This is a genomic window from Variovorax sp. RCC_210, from assembly GCF_041355175.1.
Taxonomy (GTDB): domain Bacteria; phylum Pseudomonadota; class Gammaproteobacteria; order Burkholderiales; family Burkholderiaceae_C; genus Variovorax.
Map to the genome: position 1 here is coordinate 75,653 of NZ_JBFUPJ010000001.1, position 14,631 is coordinate 90,283.

Here is a 14,631-nt window from a genome sequence, read left to right on the forward strand (position 1 = left end):
CGGTCACTGCGAAATCTTGCGGCCTTCTTCGATCTGGTGCTCGAAGTAGCGCTGGAAGCTGAACACGATGCTGGCCATCAGGATCGTGCTGCCGAAGAACAGGGCCAGCACCACCGCGCCGATGGTGAACCAGTTGGTCTGGCCGGGCGCCGCGTCCGTGGGCGCGCTGGTGTTGAAGCGAGCATTCCACTTCTCCGGCGTCATGAGGCCATAGACGATGGCCATCAGCGCGCAGCCGGCGATGGTGAACCCCAGTAAGGGAATCAGCGCCCAGCTGAGGCCGTCGTCCACCCCGTACATCCGCACGCGCTCGATGCCGTAGACGCCCAGCGCGGTGGGAATGGGCAGCAGCCAGCCGAGCCAGTCGCCGACGCCCCGCAGGTAGAAGCGGTGCAGGCCGAGCGGGCCGCCGAGGAAGGTGAGCCAGGCGGCGGTGGTCTTGTTTTTCATTCGGGCGTCATTCGGGTGTCATTCGGGTTTTGTGGTGCTGCCTTCGCCGAGCACCTTCTCCATCAGCACCACGTCGCGCCATTCGCCGAACTTCCAGCCGCAGTCTTTCAGCACGCCGACGTGCGTGAAACCCTGGCTGCGGTGCACGCCGACGGAACCGGCGTTGGCGGAGTCGCCGATCACCGCGATCAGCTTGCGCACGCCGGCCGCTTCGGCCGCTTGCGACAGCGCCGCCAGCAGCTTCGCGCCCAGACCCTTGCCGCGTGCGGACTCGGACATGTAGATCGAGTCTTCGGCTGAAAAACGGTAGGCCGGGCGCGGTTTGAACCAGTTGCAGTAGGCAAAACCCAACACTTCCGAATTTTCTTCGGCGACCAGGTAAGGCAGGTTCCTGCCCAGAACGTCCGCGCGGCGGGCGGCCATGTCGGCAGGGGAGGGAGGCTCTGTTTCGAAGGTGCCGGTGCCGTGCAGCACGTGGTGGGCGTAGATGGCCGTGATGGCTGCAACGTCTTCGTCGCGGCTGGGGCGGATGGTGAGGGGCATGCGGATGAAAACTGGAGGCGCGAGGCCGGAATTCGGAGAAAACGCGTGTCGGGCTATAATCGCAGGCTTTTCAGCGTGTCGCTGGCCGGGTGGCCATGTCGCGTGTCTCGACGCTGGAAGAACATTGTGAGCGGGCCTCTTCTTCATCCATAAGGCCTGCTGACCACCCAAGGATAAATCATGGTCGTCATTCGACTCTCCCGCGGCGGCTCCAAAGGCCGTCCGTTCTTCAACATCGTCGTGTCGGACAAGCGCGTTCGCCGCGATGGCCGTTTCATCGAGCGCCTGGGTTTCTACAACCCGACCGCCAAGGAAAACGAAGAAAGCATCCGTATCGCCCAGGACCGCCTGGCGTACTGGAAGAGCGTTGGCGCACAAGCTTCGCCCACGGTCCTGCGCATCATCAAGCAAGCTGCTTCGGCAGCTCCCAAGGCGGCGGCCTAAGCCGTCCCGCTAGGCGATGTTGCCCGCACTCGAAACCGCCGAATTGCCGGCGGACGCGATTGAGGTAGGGCGCATCGCCGACGCATGGGGCATCAAGGGCTGGTTCAAGGTCCTGCCCCACAGCGCCCAACCCGAGGCGCTTTTCTCTTCCAAGCGCTGGTTCCTGCAGGCTCCCGGAGCCTCGGCCAGCAGCGCTTTCCGGCTCGCGATCCGCGAAGCCAAAGAACACTCCGACTGCATCGTCGCCACGTCCGACGACGTGCCCGATCGCAACGCGGCCGAAGCGCTGCGCGGCGCGCGCGTGTTCGTGCCGCGCTCCAGCTTTCCCACGGCCGGCGACGACGAGTACTACTGGGTCGACCTGATCGGCCTGTCGGTGGTCAATCGCGAAGGCGTCGTGCTCGGCGCGGTGCGCGAACTGCTCGCCACCGGCCCGCAGACCACGCTGGTGCTGACCGCCGAAGAAGACGGCAAGCCCGTCGAACGGATGGTGCCTTTCGTCTCGGTCTTCGTCGACAAGGTCGACCTGCCCGGTCGCCTGATCACGGTCGACTGGCAACCCGAATACTGACCGGCGCCCGCGCGGCATGCGCTTCGACGTCCTCACGCTGTTTCCCGAACTGTTCGCGCCTTTCATGGCCAGCGGCGTGACGCGCCGCGCCTACGAATCGAAGCAGGTCGAGGTCGTGTTGTGGAATCCGCGCGACTTCGCGCTGGGCAACTACAAGCGCGTGGACGACCGCCCGTTCGGCGGCGGCCCCGGCATGGTGATGATGGCGGAGCCGCTATCGACCTGCCTGGATGCGGCGCTCGCGGCGCGTGGCGCGCAAGCGGCTGTCGTGCTGTTTTCGCCGATCGGCGAGGCACTGCGGCACGAGTCGGTCGAGCGCTGGTCGGCCAGCGAGGGGGCGGTGCTGGTCTGCGGCCGCTACGAAGGCATCGACCAGCGCTTCATCGACACGCGTGTCACGCACCAGATCAGCCTCGGCGATTTCGTGCTCTCCGGCGGAGAGATCGCGGCGATGGCACTGCTCGACGCGGTGGCGCGGCTGCAGCCCGGCGTGCTCGGCGATGAAGCCAGCCATGTGCAGGACAGCTTCAACCCCGCGCTCGACGGCCTGCTCGATTGCCCGCACTACACGCGGCCCGAGCAATGGAACGGTCAGGGCGTGCCGGCGGCTTTGCTCTCGGGCCACCATGCGCAGATCGAGCGCTGGCGGCGCGACCAGCGCCTGGCCATCACGGCCGCCCGGCGCCCGGAACTCATCGACGCAGCCCGCGCTGCAGGCCGCCTTGGCAAGGCCGATGAGGCCGCGCTGAAAAAAAAGCTATAATCTCGGGCTCCGCGATCCTCTGCCCGGCCGCGCCGGTCTTTTCAACGGCTCACCGTCGAAAGCCCAAGGCGCCCTTTGTGTAGCCCGACACGATCGACTTTCAGGAAATCATGAACCTCATCCAGACCCTCGAGCAGGAAGAAATTTCCCGCCTCGGCAAAACCATTCCCGATTTCATGCCTGGTGACACCGTCATCGTGAGCGTGAGCGTTGTCGAAGGCACCCGCAAGCGCGTCCAGGCCTACGAAGGCGTGGTGATCGCCAAGCGCAACCGTGGCCTCAACAGCGGCTTCACCGTGCGCAAGATCTCCAGCGGCGAAGGCGTGGAACGTACGTTCCAGACCTACAGCCCGCTGATCGCCGGCATCGAAGTCAAGCGTCGCGGCGATGTGCGCCGCGCCAAGCTGTACTACCTGCGCGAACGCAGCGGTCGTTCGGCACGCATCAAAGAAAAGCTGCCGAGCAAGTCGACGGCCGCTGCCAAATAAGCAGCCCTGTCGTGCAAGAAAAGCCGCCGCTCTGGCGGCTTTTTGCATTGGTGCTTCGCACAAAAAGACAGCTTCGCCTTTTTACGCTCTACTCAACGCCTCTTGACCACTTCTACCTCCGCCGCCTCCATGCAATCCGCTCCCGTCGAACCCATCAATGCCGTGGTACCGCCCACGCTGCTGCAGTTCGACCCGCGCGAGGCGCCGTTCGTGGATGGCAGCGACGGCTTGCCGGCAGTGGCGGCCGACCAGTTGACGGCGCAGGCATTGCGCGCGCGCTTCGCCTCGCCGCCTACGTGGGAGCCCGAGCTGCGTCGTGAGCCGCGCATGATCGACCGCGCGCCCGCGCAGGCGGCGGTGCTCGTGCCGATCGTCCAGCGCCCACAAGGCGCGACCGTGCTGCTCACCGAGCGCACCACCCACCTGTCGAACCATTCGGGCCAGGTGGCGTTTCCAGGTGGTCGTGTCGACCCCGAAGACGCGAACATCGCCGCTGCCGCGTTGCGCGAAGCATGGGAAGAGGTCGGGCTGTCTGCGCAGTTCATCGAGGTGCTCGGCAGCTTGCCGACCTACACGACGGTAACTTCGTTCATCGTGACGCCGGTCGTCGCGCTGGTGCAGCCCGATTTCGAACTCACCATCAACCCCTACGAAGTGGCGCATGCCTTCGAGGTGCCGCTGGCCTGGTTGATGGACCCCGCCAACCATCGCCGCCACACCGTGAGCGCGGTGGACGGCAGCCGGCGCCAGTGGTACTCGATGCCCTACCAGGATGGCACCGAAGAGCGCTTCGTGTGGGGCGCGACCGCGGGCATGCTGCGCAATCTCTACCGCTTTCTCGCGGCCTGAGATCCGTGCCCGGAAGGCCTGAACCGTCAGGCGCTCTCGCTATCATCGAAGGATGAGCTTTTTTGCCATCCTGTGCGCGCTGCTGATCGAGCAGGTGCGGCCCCTGGGCCCGCACAACCCCGTGTACGGCGGTGTCCTGGCGTGGACGCGCTGGACCAGCCGCAACTTCGACGCGGGCAAGCCGCATCACGGATGGATCGCGTGGGGCCTCGCGGTGTTCGTGCCCACGCTCATTGCACTGGGCGTTCACTGGCTGCTGGTGCTCACGCTCGGCCTGCCGTTCGCGGTGTTCTGGAGCATCGCGGTGCTCTACGTCACGCTGGGCTTCCGGCAGTTCAGCCACCACTTCACCGACATCCGCGATGCCCTCGACGAGGGCGACGAGCCGCTCGCGCGCTCCCTGCTCGCGCACTGGCAGGGCGTCGATGCGGCTGACCTGCCGCGCAGCGAAATCGTGCGCCACGTCATCGAGCATTCGGTGATTGCCGCGCACCGCCACGTGTTCGGCGTGCTGGCGTGGTTCTCGATCATCGCGGCCATCGGCCTCGGACCGGCCGGCGCCGTGTTCTATCGCATGAGCGAATTCGTCTCGCGCTATTGGGCCCACAAGAACGGCGCCGCGGTGCAGCCGTCGAGCGTCGCGGTGCAGGAGGCCGGCGGGCGCGCCTGGCATGCCATCGATTGGCTCCCTGCGCGCATCACCGCGCTGGGTTTCGCCGTGGTCGGCAGCTTCGAGGAAGCCATCGACTGCTGGCGCAACGACGCGCAGCGCTTCCCCAACGAGAACGACGGCGTGATCCTCGCCGCGACGTCCGGCGCGGTGAACGTGCGCCTGGGCGGCGGCTCGCTGAGCCCCATTCCCGTGACCGATCCGCTGTCGCGCGCGCAGGCCGGCGAGTCGATGGTCGACGGGCGCCGCATCGACAGCGGCAGCACCCCGGGGCGCGAGCCCGAGCCAGGCCATCTGCGCAGCGTCGTGGGCCTGGTATGGCGTTCGGTCGTCATGTGGATGGTGCTGCTGGCCTTGCTGACCCTTGCTCGCCTGCTGGGCTGAGCCGCAGGAGAATTTCATGACAGATCCCGTGCCGGCTTTCTGGAGCCCGCGCATCGGCGCGCTCGAGCCGTACGTGCCCGGCGAGCAGCCGCGCATCGCGAACCTCGTGAAGCTGAACACCAACGAGAACCCGTACCCGCCGTCGCCGATGGCCGTCGAGGCGATCCAGCGTGCGGCGGAAGAGGGGCTGGAGCGCTATCCCGACCCCACATCGCTCGCCATGCGCGAAGCCGTTGCGCGCCGCCATGCGCTGAAGCCCGAGCAGGTGTTCGCCGGCAACGGCTCAGATGAAGTGCTGGCGCACGCGTTCTTCGCCTTCTTCCAGCAGGCCGAGCCGCTGCTGATGCCCGACGTGAGCTACAGCTTCTACAAGGTCTATGCGCAGCTGTACGGCATCGACTGCGAGCTGCAGCCGGTGGACGACGGCCTGCGCATCGACATCGACGCCATGGCCGCGCGCGCGAGCCGAGACTGCGCGGGCGTCGTCATCGCGAACCCCAACGCCCCCACCGGCATCGGCCAGCCGCTGGCGCGCATCGAGCAGCTGCTCCAGGCTTGCGCCAACCGCGTGGTGCTGGTCGACGAAGCGTATGTCGATTTCGGTGGCGAAAGCGCGCTGCCGCTGATCGACAAATACCCCAACCTGCTGGTCGTGCAGACACTTTCCAAGGCGCGCTCGCTGGCCGGCCTGCGGGTGGGTTTTGCGTGCGGGCAGGCGCAGCTGATCGACGCGCTGGTGCGCGTCAAGGACAGCTTCAACTCCTACCCGATCGACCGCCTGGCCTCAGCGGGCGCGGTGGCGGCCCTCGACGACGAAGACTGGTTCCGCGCCACGCGCGACAAGATCGTCGACACCCGCGAAGGCCTGTGCCTCCAGCTGGAAGACCTGGGCTTCGAGGTGTTGCCGTCGCAGGCCAATTTCGTTTTCGCTCGCCATCCGCAGCGCGATGCCGCCGAACTGGCTGCGGCCTTGCGCGAGCGTGCTGTGCTGGTGCGGCATTTCAAGCAGCAGCGCGTGGCGCAATACCTGCGCATCAGCGTCGGCACGCGCGAGCAATGCAGCACGCTCGTGCAGTGCCTGCAAGACATTCTTGGGCCCACCGCCTGAACACACCAAAGGACCTTCCGGCAATGTCGACCCTCGACTCCGACCCGCGCGCAGCGGCCTGCGCAGGCTTCTGGAAAACCTTGAGCGCCGAGCTCGACAGCTTGCGGGCCCTGCCGGCCCACGAGCTGGTGCAGGCGCTGAACGCCCTGCTGGAGCCCTTCTTTCCGCGGCTGGCCGCCGAGGTGGCCGGCGAGCCACCCAACTTCAAGCTGGTGTTGACGGCGCATGGTTCCGTCGACGACTTCGACGATGTGATGGCGCTCGCACACAGCAGCCCCGTGTTGCCGCAGGTCGAGGTGGAGGCATTTCGCCAGCGCACCGGCGAGGGCTTCGGCATTCGCATGAACGACTTCGAACTGGCGAGCGCCGACATCCTGGTCAAGCACGAACCCTACGACGGCCTGGTGGCGCTGGAAATTGGCTTCGCCAAGCCCATTCCGATGGACATGCAGGACCACGCGCGCCACATGAGCCTCATCATGCTTGACCACATCCTGGGCGAGTACGACACGGCGGTGAAGGTCGGCCCGGTCGACTATGTCGACGCGCAAGACAGCGCGGATTTCGAGGGCGTGTCGCTCGATGCCTTCGTGCCGGTGTTCGATGCCTGCTGGCGCGACGAGCTCGGCCATACCGGCGTGTTCCCGGTGGGCGAGCACGCGTGGTCGGGCCTGACAGCCACGCGCGAAGCCGAGGACGGCAGCGAGATCGAACTGGTCGTCATGCGCAACGACTCCGCCACCTCGCTGCTGGGGCGCGCCGACCTCGGCCATCGGCTGTCGGCCGCGATGCCGGTGACCTCGGGCGAAGAGCTGGAAGACGCCCGCGTCTACGAAGACCGGCTGACCGCGCTGCTGCAGACGCACGAGGCGGGTTGCTGCACGCACGTGGTGCTGGAGGAGGGCGTGCGAACGGTCAACTTTCAGGTGGCCGACGCGGCCGCGGCGATCACGCATGCGCAAGCGCTGCAGGAAGACATGGACGTGCCGGTGACGCTGGACCTGGTGTTCGATCCGACCTGGAAGTCGTACCGGGTCTGGCTCGGCTGAGCCGGCCGCTGGGTATTGCGGCTGCTCAATACCGCTTCTGGCTCAGTTCGGCGAAGAGTTCGCCGTAGATCCTGTAGCGGCTCGCGCTGATGGCGCCGGGCTTGCTCGCTGTCTCCACGTTCGCGATCACGCCGCAGCCGGGTTCGTGCAGGTGGGTGCAGTTGTAGAACTTGCAGTCGCCCATGTGCTCGGCAATGTCGGGCATCAGGCCGGCGAGCTGCGTGGGCTCGATGTGGTTGAGCCCGAATTCCTGAAAGCCCGGCGAATCGATCAGCCCGGTGCTGCGGGCTTCGTCGATCCAGTACCAGGTGGTGCTGGTGGTGGTGTGCTTGCCCGAGTTCAGCGCCTGAGAAATCTCCTGCGTCAGCACGGTGGCGCCCGGCACCAGCAGGTTGGTCAGCGTGCTCTTGCCCGAGCCCGAGGGGCCCAGCACCAGCGTGGACTTGCCTGCCAGCAGCTTCATCAGCGAGGCGTAGTCGGCTTCGCCCGACGCCTTCAGCGACAGCGGCAGCACGCCGTGGTGCATGCGCCGGTAGGGCGCCAGCTTGGTCCAGGCGCGCTCGAAGGGCTCGACCAGGTCGCTCTTGTTGAGCGCGATGATCGGCGTGATGCGTTCGGCCTGCGCCGCTATCAAGGCGCGCGCGAGTTGGTGCTCTGAAAACTCCGGCTCCGCCGCGATCAGGATCAGCACATGGTCGAGGTTGGCCGCGAACGACTTGGTGCGGATCTCGTCCTGCCGATAGAACAGGTTGCGCCGCGGCAGCACCTGTTCGATGGTGCCTTCGTCCTCGGTGGCTTGCCAGAGCACGCGGTCGCCGACCACGGCCTGGCTTTTCTTGCCGCGCGGGTGGCAGATCAGGCGTTCACCCGTGGGTGTCTCGACCAGGCAGTGACGCCCGTGGCTGGCGACGACGAGGCCGTCGTTCAGCGCTTTCGCGGCAGGGGCCGCGGGCGTGGCGCGGCGGCCCGGCTTAGCCAAAAGCGAGTTCCGTCATGCGGCGGGTCCCGGGCTGGCGACCAGCGCATCGGCCTGGCGCGCGCAGTCGAAGTCGGTGACCGACAAGCCGCCCACATCGTGCGTGTTGAAGCGCACCACGCAGCGGTTGTAGTGCACCGACAGGTCGGGGTGGTGGTCTTGCGTGTGCGCGACGAAAGCCAGCGCGTTCACGAAGGCGATCGTCTCAAAGTAGTTGGCGAAGCTGAAGGTCTTCTCGATGGCGACGTCTGCGCCGTCGCCGGTGAGCTTCCAGCCGTCGAGTCGCGCGAGGCCGGCCACGATCTCGGTGGCGCTCAGGGCTTTGCGTGCAGGAAGGTTTTTCCAGTCTTTGGGCTTGAACATGCTGCTCATGAAAGGCTTCGCGAAGAAATTGAAAGTGAACAGGTCACGCCGCCGCCGTCATGCGCGCGAGGCGTTCGGAAGCAGGCGGATGGGAGTAATAGAAGCTGACGAACAGGGGGTCTGGCGTGAGCGTCGAGGCGTTGTCCTGGTAGAGCTTGAGCAGGGCGGCCGACAGGTCGGCGCCGCTCGTTTGGGCGATGGCGTAGGCATCGGCCTCGAACTCGTGCTTGCGCGACAGCCGTGCCGGCAAAGGCGCGACGAAGAAGCCGAAAACAGGCACGGCGAGCATGAAGAGCAGCAGGGCGAGGGCGCTGTTGGGCGCGCTCATGTTGGGCTGCACGCCCAGGCCTGTGTAGAACCAGACTTGTGTGGACACCCAGCCCAGCAGGGCGAAGCCGGCCAGGCTCAGCGCGAACATGGCAATAAGCCGCTTCACGATGTGACGGTGCTTGAAATGGCCGAGCTCGTGCGCGAGAACCGCCTCGACCTCGCGGGCGTTCAGCTGGCGCAGCAGCGTGTCGTAGAACACCACGCGCTTGCTGGCGCCGAAACCAGTGAAGTAGGCATTGGCGTGCGCGCTGCGCGTGCTGCCGTCCATCACGAACAGGCCCTTGGCAGCGAAGCCGCAGCGCTTCATCAACGCCGTGACGCGCGCCTTGAGCGTCGGATCGTCCAGCGGCTTGAACTTGTTGAACAGCGGGGCGATGAAGGTCGGGTAGATCAGCATCAGCAGCAGGTTGAAGCCCATCCACGCACCCCACGCCCAGAGCCACCACAGCTGGCCGGCGGCGCCCATGAGCCAGAGGATCAGCGCGGCGATCGGCAGGCCGATGATGGCGCCCAGCGCAGTCGACTTGAGGGTGTCGGCCAGCCAGAGCTTCCAGGTCATCTTGTTGAATCCGAAGCGCTCCTCGAGCCTGAAGGTCTGCCAGAGCGTGAACGGCAACTCGAGCAGCCCGCCGATCAGCGCAAATGCGCCCAGCAGCACCAGCTGCTGCACCATGCCGCCGCCCAGCCATGTCAAAAGCAGCTTGTTGAGCACGTCGAGCCCGCCGAGCAGCGTCCAGGCCAGCAGCAGTGCCGCGCTCCAGGCCAGCTCAATCAGGCCGAAGCGTGCCTTCGCGATGGTGTAGTCGGCAGCTTTCTGGTGCGCTGTGAGGGTGATGGTCTGGGCGAATGCGGCCGGAACCGCGCCACGGTGTTGCGCCACATGGCGCACCTGGCGCGACGCCAGCCAGAACTTCACGAGCAGGCCCGCAACCAGCGCGATTGCGAAAGCAATGGTGAAAATGAGGGAATAGGACATAGATATGGACCGGCGAGTTTAGTCCCCGGCATCTGGGGCCGCAGGCCTTCGACGACAATCCTGCGATGCCCGAATCCCTAGACCCGACATCCCCGGCCGCCGTGCCCACCCTGAAGAGAAGCGACCAGAATCTGGTCTGGCTGGACTGCGAAATGAGCGGCCTGGACCCTGAAAAGGAGTTCTTGCTCGAAATTGCCGTGGTGGTCACGGGCCCCGACCTGACGCCGCGCATCGACGGGCCCGTGCTCGTCATTCACCAGAGCGACGCCGTGCTCGACGCCATGGACGCCTGGAACAAAGGCACCCATGGCCGCAGTGGCCTGATCGACAAGGTGAAGGCCTCCACGCTCGACGAAGCTGCTGCCGAGAAGCTGTTGGTCGAATTCATCGCGAAGTACATCCCGCGCAGCGGCTCGCCCATGTGCGGCAACACCATCGGGCAGGACCGGCGCTTCCTGGTCAAGTTCATGCCCAAGCTAGAGGCGTACTTTCACTACCGCAACCTCGACGTCAGCACCCTCAAGGAGCTGGCGAAGCGTTGGAAGCCCACGGCCTACAACAGTTTCAAGAAGCAGCAGGCGCACACCGCGCTGGCCGACGTGCACGAATCCATCGAAGAGCTGGCGCACTACCGCGATACCTTCCTGCGCCTGACCGACTGAGCAGGGGCGGTATAAGAAGGATTAGGTAAAAACCCGAATCCGTGCCATAATCGCAGGCTTCGCTGATCAGGCAGGTGTTCCAAGCCCGGTCAGCGTCTCTTGCATCTCCCTATCTTGCACACCGCGCCCGATCGCATTCGCTGATCAAAAAGGGCCGCAACCTCAGGCGTCAGCCCGAAGTTGAATGTCGTTGGATGGTTGATGTTTTTAACCACCAACGGGGCGCCGCCTACGGCAGCGCTCGCGTTTGAGATTGATATTCATGACCGACGCTTTTGAAGCGCAGGGCGAGTTCGCGCCTGTGCAATCCGCTACCCATAACGAATTCACCGCTGCTGTGGACACCGTGTCCGAAGCACCCATCCTCGAGGCGCTCGATGCAGCCGCCCCCGAAGTGGCCGCGGTGGAAGAACCCAGCCTGCCCAACGGCTTCATCCGTCTCGGCCTCGCTCCCGAACTGATCGCCGCTGTGGCCGACCTGGGTTTCACCCAGCCGACCACCGTGCAAGACAAGGTGATTCCGCTCGCAATGGGCGGTGAAGCCGGCCAGGACGGCAAGGCCCGCTTCGTCGACCTGATGGTGTCCAGCCAAACCGGTTCGGGCAAGACCGCGGCATTCCTGCTGCCGGTGCTGCACACGCTCCTGAAGCGCCAGGCCGAAGCCGAAGCCGAAGCCAAGGCCGAATTCCAGCGCCTGGCCGCTGAAGCCGCTGCCCGCGGCGAAGCCGTGCCGAAGAAGCCGAAGCGCAAGGACCCGACCAACGCCCGCCACTTCAAGGCCGCTACCCCCGGCGCCCTGATCCTGTGCCCGACGCGTGAACTCGCGCAACAAGTGGCGCACGACGCCATCGAGCTGGTTCGCCATTGCCGCGGCCTGCGCGTCGCCAATGTGGTGGGCGGCATGCCCTACCAGCTGCAGATCGCCAAGCTGCAGAACGCCGACCTCGTGGTTGCCACGCCCGGCCGCCTGCTCGACCTGCAACGCTCGTCGCAGCTCAAGCTCGACCAGGTCAAGTTCCTGGTGGTCGACGAAGCCGACCGCATGCTCGACCTCGGTTTCTCCGACGACCTGGCCGAAGTCAACCAGCTCACCATCGAGCGCCAGCAGACCATGATGTTCAGCGCCACGTTCGCGCCGCGCATCCAGCAGCTGGCCCAGCGCGTCATGCGCGAGCCGCAACGCATCACGATCGACAGCCCGCAAGAAAAGCACGCCAACATCAAGCAGTCGCTGTACTGGGCCGACAACAGCCAGCACAAGCGCAAGCTGCTCGACCACTGGCTGCGTGATACTACCATCAACCAGGCCATCGTGTTCGCGAGCACGCAGGTCGAGTGCGACGGCCTCGCCGCCGACCTGCAGCAAGACGGTTTCAGCGCCGTGGCACTGCACGGTGCCCTGAGCCAGGGTCTGCGCAATCGTCGCCTGATGGCGCTGCGCCAAGGCCAGGTGCAGATCCTGGTGGCCACCGACGTTGCCGCCCGCGGCATCGACGTTCCCACCATCACGCACGTCTTCAACTTCGGCCTGCCGATGAAGGCCGAGGACTACACCCACCGCATCGGCCGCACCGGCCGTGCTGGCCGCGATGGCCTGGCCATCACGTTCGCCGAGTTCCGCGATCGCCGCAAGATCATGGACATCGAGCAATACAGCCGCCAGCAGTTCAAGGCGGAAGTGGTGCCCGGCATGGAACCGCAACAGCGCATGCCGCAGTCGCGTCCGCCGCAAGGCGAATACCGCGGCGGCCGCGGCGACAACCAGTCGCGTGACCGCAAGTTCGGCGGCGGCGGTGGTCATCGCGGCGGCAACGCCGGCGGTTTCGGTGGCGGCAACGGCAACTACGCCGGCGCCAGCGGTTTCAACGACCGCGGCTCGCGTCCCCCGGCACCGCGTGGCGGTGGCTTCGGCGGCCAGGGTGGTGGCGGTCACAACGCTGGTTTCGGCGGCAGCCGTGACGAAGGCGGCAACGGCGGCGGTGGTGGCTACGGTCGCAAGCCGGGTTGGGGCGACAACGCACCGCGCGGCGGCAACGGCGGCGGCCGTGGCGACTTCGCTCCCCGCGAAGGTTTCGCACCGCGTGAAGGTTTTGCACCCCGTGAGGGCTTCGCTCCCCGCGGCAATGGCGCAGGCCACGGCGGTCCGGGCAAGGTCTTCGTGCCCCGTGACGCACAGAAGCGCTCGTTCAAGCCCAGCCGCTGATCCTTTGCGAGCGGCTTGACAGCCGCTTCGCCCCGAAAAGCCCACGTTCCTTGCGAACGTGGGCTTTTCTCATTGGGGCTCCAGATTCGAGATTGACCCGCTCAGAGTTTTCTTAGACGGGCCTGTTCAGCGTCCAAATTCCCGCAGCATTTCAGCCCGTCACGCCGCAGCGTGACGGGCTTCTCTTTTTTGGTTGACCTGCTTTTCTTGGGCTCTGGCAGACCGCTGTCGACTCGAACGAGGTACGCGCGCCCGTGCGCAACACCGCGCTATTGCGGCTTTTTCCACAGACTCCTAGACCAGTTTTATTTATAGGACCAGTCTTATGGGACGGCGAGAGGGCCTTCTCTAAATTGCGGTCTGCGTTATCGCGCAGACGCTTACCTGAAAAGAGAACGTCAATAAACAGCAACCATCTCCCCGGAGTTTTCTTCAATGATTTCCAAGTCCCGCATTTTTTCCATCCTGATCGCTGCCACCGCCGCCCAATCCGCATTCGCCGCAGACGGCACGATCAACTTCGCTGGTGAAGTCAAAGACCAGACCTGCACCGTGACCGTCAACGGCCAGGTGAGCCCCGCCGTCTCGACGGTCACGCTGCCGACGGTTTCCAGCGCACTCCTGGACACCGCCGGCAAGACGACCGGCCAGACCGGCTTCAAGATCGGGTTGAGCGCTTGCTCCGGTCCTGCGATCACCGCCTCCGCGTTCTTCGAGTCCGGCGCGACCGTCGACGCGATCACCAACAACCTGCGCAACACGACCGGCACCGCCAGGTTGGTCCAGCTTCAGCTCGTGGATGGCGCGAACGGCAATGTCATCAAGGCTGGCGACACCTCGCAAGTTACGGCGACCACCGCCACGGCCATCACCGCCAATTCGGCCACGCTGCCGTACGCGGTTCAGTACTTCGCTACCGGCAAGGCCACGGCAGGCACCGTCCTCAGTTCGGTGACCTACTCCATCAACTACAAGTAAAGCGGCTGGCTGGGCGCACGTCCCCCGGGATGTGCGCCCATGCCACCGTGGAGTTCGTCATGTCTCTCAAGCCTTTCGTCCAGCGCCTGGTGCTGGCCGCCTCCGTTTTGCTGCTTGGCTCGCAAGCGGTGGCTGGCGTGGTGATCACCGGCACTCGCGTGATCTACCCCGCCGCTCAAAAAGAAGTCACCGTGAAGCTGAACAACAACGGGTCGCTGCCCGCGCTTGTTCAAGCATGGATCGATACGGGTGACATGACCTCCAGTCCCAGTAGTTCGAGCGCACCGTTCATTCTTTCGCCGCCGGTCTTTCGCATCGATCCTTCCAAGGGCCAAAGCCTGCGCATGATCTTCACGGGCGCCCCGTTGCAGCAGGCCAAAGAGGCCGTGTTCTGGCTCAACGTCCTGGAAATTCCGCCTGCCCCAGAAGCGCAGCCGGACGCCAATGTCCTGCAAATGGCATTTCGTTCGCGCATCAAGATTTTTTTCCGTCCCGTGGGTCTTTCCGGCAATCCGATCGAAGCCATGGAGCAAATTCAATGGAAAGTCGTCCGTGCCACAAATGGCTCGGGCTACGCATTACAGGCATTCAACCCCTCGGCATTCCATGTCTCGCTGGCCGACCTGCATGTGGTCGCGAACTCGCAGCACATCGCAAGTGAAGACGGCATGGTGGGCCCCGGCGAGACCGAGACCTTCGACCTGAAAGAGCCTAGCGCCGTTCCGCCGGCGGGCGCCACGGTCGAGTTCAACGCCATCAACGACTACGGCGCCCTGGTTCCCGTCAAGCAGCCGCTCAGGCCCTTTGGGTCCGGGCAGTAGTCC

Annotated in this window: 17 protein-coding genes; 12 read left to right on the forward strand and 5 right to left on the reverse strand. The window is 65.4% G+C overall.

Annotated features, from left to right (window positions below):
- Window positions 1-3 precede the first annotated feature (3 nt).
- Window positions 4-450 (reverse strand): TM2 domain-containing protein, encoded by a 447-nt coding sequence (locus tag AB6807_RS00375; RefSeq protein WP_116908193.1) that lies wholly within the window; start codon window positions 448-450, stop codon window positions 4-6.
- 18 nt (window positions 451-468) lie between these two features.
- Complete coding sequence (locus AB6807_RS00380) at window positions 469-993, reverse strand: N-acetyltransferase family protein (protein WP_371083104.1); 525 nt, start codon at window positions 991-993, stop codon at window positions 469-471.
- Window positions 994-1,173: 180 nt separating this feature from the next.
- Here AB6807_RS00380 and rpsP point away from each other — a divergent pair, with 180 nt between their 5' ends.
- The 8 genes from rpsP (at window position 1,174) to AB6807_RS00420 (ending at window position 7,319) form a co-directional block, all read left to right on the forward strand.
- A complete protein-coding gene (gene rpsP / locus AB6807_RS00385; RefSeq protein WP_093124286.1) occupies window positions 1,174-1,437 on the forward strand; it encodes a 30S ribosomal protein S16 in 264 nt (87 codons plus the stop codon).
- 16 nt (window positions 1,438-1,453) lie between these two features.
- Window positions 1,454-2,008: a ribosome maturation factor RimM gene (gene rimM, locus AB6807_RS00390; RefSeq protein ID WP_116908191.1), complete on the forward strand. Its 555-nt coding sequence runs from the start codon at window positions 1,454-1,456 to the stop codon at window positions 2,006-2,008.
- A gap of 16 nt (window positions 2,009-2,024) precedes the next feature.
- Window positions 2,025-2,771, forward strand: a complete 747-nt coding sequence (gene trmD, locus AB6807_RS00395; RefSeq protein WP_371083105.1) for a tRNA (guanosine(37)-N1)-methyltransferase TrmD — start codon at window positions 2,025-2,027, stop codon at window positions 2,769-2,771.
- A 110-nt stretch (window positions 2,772-2,881) separates the two neighbouring features.
- Window positions 2,882-3,259, forward strand: a complete 378-nt coding sequence (gene rplS, locus AB6807_RS00400; RefSeq protein ID WP_116908189.1) for a 50S ribosomal protein L19 — start codon at window positions 2,882-2,884, stop codon at window positions 3,257-3,259.
- A 129-nt stretch (window positions 3,260-3,388) separates the two neighbouring features.
- The gene (locus tag AB6807_RS00405) at window positions 3,389-4,108 is read left to right on the forward strand and encodes a CoA pyrophosphatase (RefSeq protein ID WP_371083106.1); all 720 of its coding nucleotides are present in this window, start codon (window positions 3,389-3,391) and stop codon (window positions 4,106-4,108) included.
- A 52-nt stretch (window positions 4,109-4,160) separates the two neighbouring features.
- A complete protein-coding gene (locus AB6807_RS00410; protein ID WP_371083107.1) occupies window positions 4,161-5,162 on the forward strand; it encodes a CobD/CbiB family protein in 1,002 nt (333 codons plus the stop codon).
- A gap of 16 nt (window positions 5,163-5,178) precedes the next feature.
- Window positions 5,179-6,270: a histidinol-phosphate transaminase gene (gene hisC, locus AB6807_RS00415; RefSeq protein ID WP_371083108.1), complete on the forward strand. Its 1,092-nt coding sequence runs from the start codon at window positions 5,179-5,181 to the stop codon at window positions 6,268-6,270.
- Window positions 6,271-6,293: 23 nt separating this feature from the next.
- Window positions 6,294-7,319 (forward strand): hypothetical protein, encoded by a 1,026-nt coding sequence (locus AB6807_RS00420; protein ID WP_371083109.1) that lies wholly within the window; start codon window positions 6,294-6,296, stop codon window positions 7,317-7,319.
- Window positions 7,320-7,344: 25 nt separating this feature from the next.
- Here AB6807_RS00420 and rsgA read toward each other — a convergent pair whose 3' ends face one another.
- From rsgA to AB6807_RS00435, 3 genes are read right to left on the reverse strand one after another with little or no spacing between them, the layout of a single operon-like run.
- A complete protein-coding gene (gene rsgA, locus AB6807_RS00425; protein ID WP_371083110.1) occupies window positions 7,345-8,298 on the reverse strand; it encodes a ribosome small subunit-dependent GTPase A in 954 nt (317 codons plus the stop codon).
- Window positions 8,299-8,310: 12 nt separating this feature from the next.
- The gene (locus AB6807_RS00430) at window positions 8,311-8,667 is read right to left on the reverse strand and encodes a 4a-hydroxytetrahydrobiopterin dehydratase (RefSeq protein WP_116908183.1); all 357 of its coding nucleotides are present in this window, start codon (window positions 8,665-8,667) and stop codon (window positions 8,311-8,313) included.
- Window positions 8,668-8,701: 34 nt separating this feature from the next.
- Window positions 8,702-9,964, reverse strand: a complete 1,263-nt coding sequence (locus AB6807_RS00435; RefSeq protein WP_116908182.1) for a M48 family metallopeptidase — start codon at window positions 9,962-9,964, stop codon at window positions 8,702-8,704.
- Between the two features lie 65 nt (window positions 9,965-10,029).
- Here AB6807_RS00435 and orn point away from each other — a divergent pair, with 65 nt between their 5' ends.
- The 4 genes from orn to AB6807_RS00455 all read left to right on the forward strand — a co-directional run bounded on the left by orn (window position 10,030) and on the right by AB6807_RS00455 (window position 14,628).
- Window positions 10,030-10,626: an oligoribonuclease gene (orn, locus tag AB6807_RS00440; RefSeq protein WP_371083111.1), complete on the forward strand. Its 597-nt coding sequence runs from the start codon at window positions 10,030-10,032 to the stop codon at window positions 10,624-10,626.
- Window positions 10,627-10,888: 262 nt separating this feature from the next.
- Window positions 10,889-12,829 (forward strand): DEAD/DEAH box helicase, encoded by a 1,941-nt coding sequence (locus AB6807_RS00445; protein ID WP_371083112.1) that lies wholly within the window; start codon window positions 10,889-10,891, stop codon window positions 12,827-12,829.
- A 435-nt stretch (window positions 12,830-13,264) separates the two neighbouring features.
- Window positions 13,265-13,807: a fimbrial protein gene (locus AB6807_RS00450; RefSeq protein WP_371083113.1), complete on the forward strand. Its 543-nt coding sequence runs from the start codon at window positions 13,265-13,267 to the stop codon at window positions 13,805-13,807.
- Between the two features lie 59 nt (window positions 13,808-13,866).
- The gene (locus AB6807_RS00455) at window positions 13,867-14,628 is read left to right on the forward strand and encodes a molecular chaperone (RefSeq protein WP_371083114.1); all 762 of its coding nucleotides are present in this window, start codon (window positions 13,867-13,869) and stop codon (window positions 14,626-14,628) included.
- The last annotated feature ends 3 nt before the right edge of the window (window positions 14,629-14,631 follow it).

Excerpts from the sequence above, each read along its gene's own strand:
- AB6807_RS00445 (WP_371083112.1), top strand. The coding sequence starts at position 10,889 with ATGACCGACGCTTTTGAAGCGCAGGGCGAGTTCGCGCCTGTGCAATCC.
- trmD (WP_371083105.1), top strand. The coding sequence starts at position 2,025 with ATGCGCTTCGACGTCCTCACGCTGTTTCCCGAACTGTTCGCGCCTTTC.
- AB6807_RS00420 (WP_371083109.1), top strand. The coding sequence starts at position 6,294 with ATGTCGACCCTCGACTCCGACCCGCGCGCAGCGGCCTGCGCAGGCTTC.
- rplS (WP_116908189.1), top strand. The coding sequence starts at position 2,882 with ATGAACCTCATCCAGACCCTCGAGCAGGAAGAAATTTCCCGCCTCGGC.
- orn (WP_371083111.1), top strand. The coding sequence starts at position 10,030 with ATGCCCGAATCCCTAGACCCGACATCCCCGGCCGCCGTGCCCACCCTG.
- AB6807_RS00380 (WP_371083104.1), bottom strand. The coding sequence starts at position 993 with ATGCCCCTCACCATCCGCCCCAGCCGCGACGAAGACGTTGCAGCCATC.
- AB6807_RS00435 (WP_116908182.1), bottom strand. The coding sequence starts at position 9,964 with ATGTCCTATTCCCTCATTTTCACCATTGCTTTCGCAATCGCGCTGGTT.
- rimM (WP_116908191.1), top strand. The coding sequence starts at position 1,454 with ATGTTGCCCGCACTCGAAACCGCCGAATTGCCGGCGGACGCGATTGAG.
- AB6807_RS00430 (WP_116908183.1), bottom strand. The coding sequence starts at position 8,667 with ATGAGCAGCATGTTCAAGCCCAAAGACTGGAAAAACCTTCCTGCACGC.
- AB6807_RS00410 (WP_371083107.1), top strand. The coding sequence starts at position 4,161 with ATGAGCTTTTTTGCCATCCTGTGCGCGCTGCTGATCGAGCAGGTGCGG.
- AB6807_RS00455 (WP_371083114.1), top strand. The coding sequence starts at position 13,867 with ATGTCTCTCAAGCCTTTCGTCCAGCGCCTGGTGCTGGCCGCCTCCGTT.
- AB6807_RS00405 (WP_371083106.1), top strand. The coding sequence starts at position 3,389 with ATGCAATCCGCTCCCGTCGAACCCATCAATGCCGTGGTACCGCCCACG.
- AB6807_RS00375 (WP_116908193.1), bottom strand. The coding sequence starts at position 450 with ATGAAAAACAAGACCACCGCCGCCTGGCTCACCTTCCTCGGCGGCCCG.
- rpsP (WP_093124286.1), top strand. The coding sequence starts at position 1,174 with ATGGTCGTCATTCGACTCTCCCGCGGCGGCTCCAAAGGCCGTCCGTTC.
- AB6807_RS00450 (WP_371083113.1), top strand. The coding sequence starts at position 13,265 with ATGATTTCCAAGTCCCGCATTTTTTCCATCCTGATCGCTGCCACCGCC.
- hisC (WP_371083108.1), top strand. The coding sequence starts at position 5,179 with ATGACAGATCCCGTGCCGGCTTTCTGGAGCCCGCGCATCGGCGCGCTC.